This window comes from uncultured Campylobacter sp. (assembly GCF_937997595.1).
Classification (GTDB): Bacteria; Campylobacterota; Campylobacteria; order Campylobacterales; family Campylobacteraceae; genus Campylobacter_B.
Genome location: NZ_CALKTS010000050.1, coordinates 1 through 2,835 on the forward strand (window position 1 = coordinate 1; position 2,835 = coordinate 2,835).

The 2,835-nt window shown below is 49.3% G+C and carries 4 protein-coding genes and 1 tRNA gene; 4 read left to right on the top strand and 1 reads right to left on the bottom strand.

The window, feature by feature from the left end; genetic code table 11:
- Nucleotides 1-21 precede the first annotated feature (21 nt).
- Genes cbiM through Q0614_RS01555 form a run of 4 tightly spaced genes read left to right on the top strand, consistent with a single transcriptional unit; the run spans nucleotide 22 to nucleotide 2,661 of the window.
- On the top strand, nucleotides 22-621 hold the full coding sequence (cbiM, locus tag Q0614_RS01540) for a cobalt transporter CbiM (protein WP_298786023.1): 600 nt from the start codon (nucleotides 22-24) through the stop codon (nucleotides 619-621).
- Nucleotides 618-1,244, top strand: coding sequence for a hypothetical protein (locus Q0614_RS01545; RefSeq protein WP_298786024.1), 627 nt, complete (start codon nucleotides 618-620; stop codon nucleotides 1,242-1,244). Before cbiM ends, Q0614_RS01545 begins: the two co-directional genes overlap by 4 nt.
- Nucleotides 1,241-1,888 (top strand): hypothetical protein, encoded by a 648-nt coding sequence (locus Q0614_RS01550; RefSeq protein ID WP_298786026.1) that lies wholly within the window; start codon nucleotides 1,241-1,243, stop codon nucleotides 1,886-1,888. Before Q0614_RS01545 ends, Q0614_RS01550 begins: the two co-directional genes overlap by 4 nt.
- Nucleotides 1,885-2,661 carry an ABC transporter ATP-binding protein gene (locus Q0614_RS01555; protein ID WP_298786028.1) on the top strand — a complete coding sequence of 259 codons (777 nt, stop codon included), beginning with the start codon at nucleotides 1,885-1,887 and terminating at the stop codon, nucleotides 2,659-2,661. Before Q0614_RS01550 ends, Q0614_RS01555 begins: the two co-directional genes overlap by 4 nt.
- 55 nt (nucleotides 2,662-2,716) lie before the next feature.
- Here Q0614_RS01555 and Q0614_RS01560 read toward each other — a convergent pair.
- Nucleotides 2,717-2,793 (bottom strand) — tRNA-Glu (locus tag Q0614_RS01560).
- Nucleotides 2,794-2,835 lie beyond the last annotated feature (42 nt).

Here is a 2,835-nt window from a genome sequence, read left to right on the forward strand (position 1 = left end):
GCGATTTAAAGGAGGCGAGCCGTGCACATTAGCGAAGGAGTTTTGAGCGCGCCCGTGCTGCTTGCCGGCTGGGCGGTTACGGCGCCTGCGGTAGCGGCGATTTTATGGCGCGTAAGGCAGTCTGAGATCCCTAGGATCGCATGTTTTAGCGCGCTATTTTTCGTCGCATCTTTCGTGCACCTGCCCGTGGGCGTCAGCTCCATGCATTTGATGCTAAGCGGGCTCGTGGGCGCGTTTTTGGGCTCGCGCGCGATCTTGGCGATTTTCGTCGCGCTTTTTTTACAAGGGGTGTTTTTCGGCTTCGGAGGGCTTAGCGTGCTCGGCGTAAATACCGCAGTCATCGGCTTTCCAGCGGTTTTGGGCGGGCTCTTTGCCGCCGCCGCAAAAGCGCAAGAGCTAAAAGCGCGCACGCAAAAAATTTATCTATTTTTGGCGGGCTTAGTGCCGATCGTCTGCTCGATGCTGCTTCTTGATCTCGTGCTTTTCATCAGCGGGCGGGAGTTTTTTGCTATCGCGACGCTCATCTCGCTCGAGGGTGCGATTCTAGCTGTTTTGGAGGGGATCATCACCCTTTTTGCGCTTAGCTTTATTGCGAAATTTTACGGCGGACAGAGGCGATGAGAGCGCTATTTTTCTTAACGGTTTTGATCTCTTTTGCATTTTCGCATGCGCTTCATCTTTTCGCGACGCAAGAGGGCGATAGAGTGGCGATTTATAGCTATTTTTATAAAAATTCTCCCTGCATGCAGTGCGAAGTTTTAATCAGTGTTGACGGGCGCGAAATTTTGCGGACTAAGACCGATAAAGAGGGACTTGCGAGCATACGAATACCCGCTAAAAATTTTACTATTCAAATTTACGGAGGTGCAGGGCACGGCGCGCAGATGGAATTTAGCGCCGAGGACTTTACGCCGCAGGATTCCGGTGATCCTGAAAATTCCACGCCACAAAATTCTGACGTTTCTGAAAATCCTATGCCGCAAAATTTGAACGCCGCTAAAAATTCCGCGTCCGAAAATATTGCGCCGAAAGGCAGTGTGTCTAAAGATAAAATTTCAAGCGCTTCAAAGCCTTTGGAAAATTCCGTCTCGCGAAGCATCTTGCCAAAAGAAAGTCCTAAGGGCGATATTAGGAGCATGGCATTTCAAAGCCAGTCCGCCGAGGCGCCTAAAATCGCGCTTTGTTTGGCCTTGATTTTCGGCTTTTTTGGCTTAATGTGGCTAGCGAAAAGAGCGCGCAAATGAGCCCCGCCGTATCACTGCTCGCGTTTTTTATCTTCAGCTTCGGCGTCGGACTTAGCGGGCAGCTTTATGCGGCGTTTTTTGCCCCGCCGCTACTTCTTTTTGCACTTAAAATTTCGATTGCGCGTGCGGTCTGCACAAGGCTTGCGGTATTAAATATCTTTGCGATTTTAAGCGCGTTAAGCCCCGCCATAGTCGGCAACTACGAGCTTGCGGGCGTGATATTTTTGCGCGCAAATTTGATAATGGCGTTTGCGATTTTGCTATTTTACGGCAAGGATGAATATTTTTTCGCACGCGGATTTTACGGGCTCGGGCTCGGCGAAAAGCTAAGCTCTTTGGTGTATTGCTGCGGGCGATTCGTAAATTTTTTACGCTCGGATTTAGCGAGGCTGCAAGCTCTTTTGCGCATGCGCGGATTTGTAGGGACGAGCGGAATTTTCACCTATAAAATTTATGCGAATTTGATCGGGATTTTAGCGATTTCGGCGCTTGAGCAGGCAAGAAATTTAAGCATGGTGATGAGCGCGCGAGGGCTTTGCGGTAGGCTATTTTACGAACGTCGCGAAGGCTTGAGCGTCTTGGAAGCCTCGTTTTTGGCGTTCGTGCTGGCGTGCGTATTTATTAAAATCGGAGCCATCTTATGAGCTGTTCGCTTAAGGCACTGGGTTTAAGCGCTAAAAACGGCGAGCGAGAAATTTTTCGCGGTGTAAATTTGAGCGTAGGGCATAAGGAAAAAGTGGCGATCTTGGGCGCGAACGGGCAGGGCAAGACGAGCCTGCTTCAAATTTTAGGCGGCCTAAGGCAATGGGGCGAGGGCGAGATCGAGCTTTTCGGCGAGAAGCTTGAGTGTGTGGAGGATTTTATAAAATTTCGCCACGAGATCGGGTTTTTATTTCAAAACAGCGACGATCAATTTTTGTGCGCGAGCGTGTTTGAGGACGTCGCATTTAGCCTGCGTGCGCAAAATGAGCGGTTAAAACGAGCACGAAATGTGGAGCAAAGGCGTGGAATTTTTTCTAAATTTTTTGGTCGTAAGGCGCAAATTTTAAGGCAGGGCAGCGAAAACGACCATCTAAAAAAGCTTGAAATTTTAAGCGAAGAGCAGATCGAGCGCAAGGCGCTAGAGACGCTACGGCGCTTGGGAATCGAACATCTGCGCGAGCGAGTGCCCTTTCATCTAAGCGGCGGCGAGAAAAAGCTAGTGGCACTTGCGGGCGCGCTGGTATGCGAGCCTAGGATACTGCTACTGGACGAGCCTACGACGGCGCTTGATGAGGCGATGCAGGAGCGCGTGGCGGGGATTTTGGCGGGGCTTGACGTAAGCGAAATCATCGTCTCGCACGATAAAAGCTTCATCGATAAAATCGCAGATAAAATTTATTATTTAAAATCTGACGGGCTGTATGAAAGTCCATGATAAAATCATAGATAAATTTATCGTTTAAAATCATGAGGCTTGTATAAGTCCATAATGGCGACCCTTGCGGGATTTGAACCACGCGTTTTCGCACTGAGAATGCAACGTCCTGAGCCACTAGACGAAAAGGTCAAGAAGCCGCATTATAGCGACAAAAACAAAATTTTAGATAAA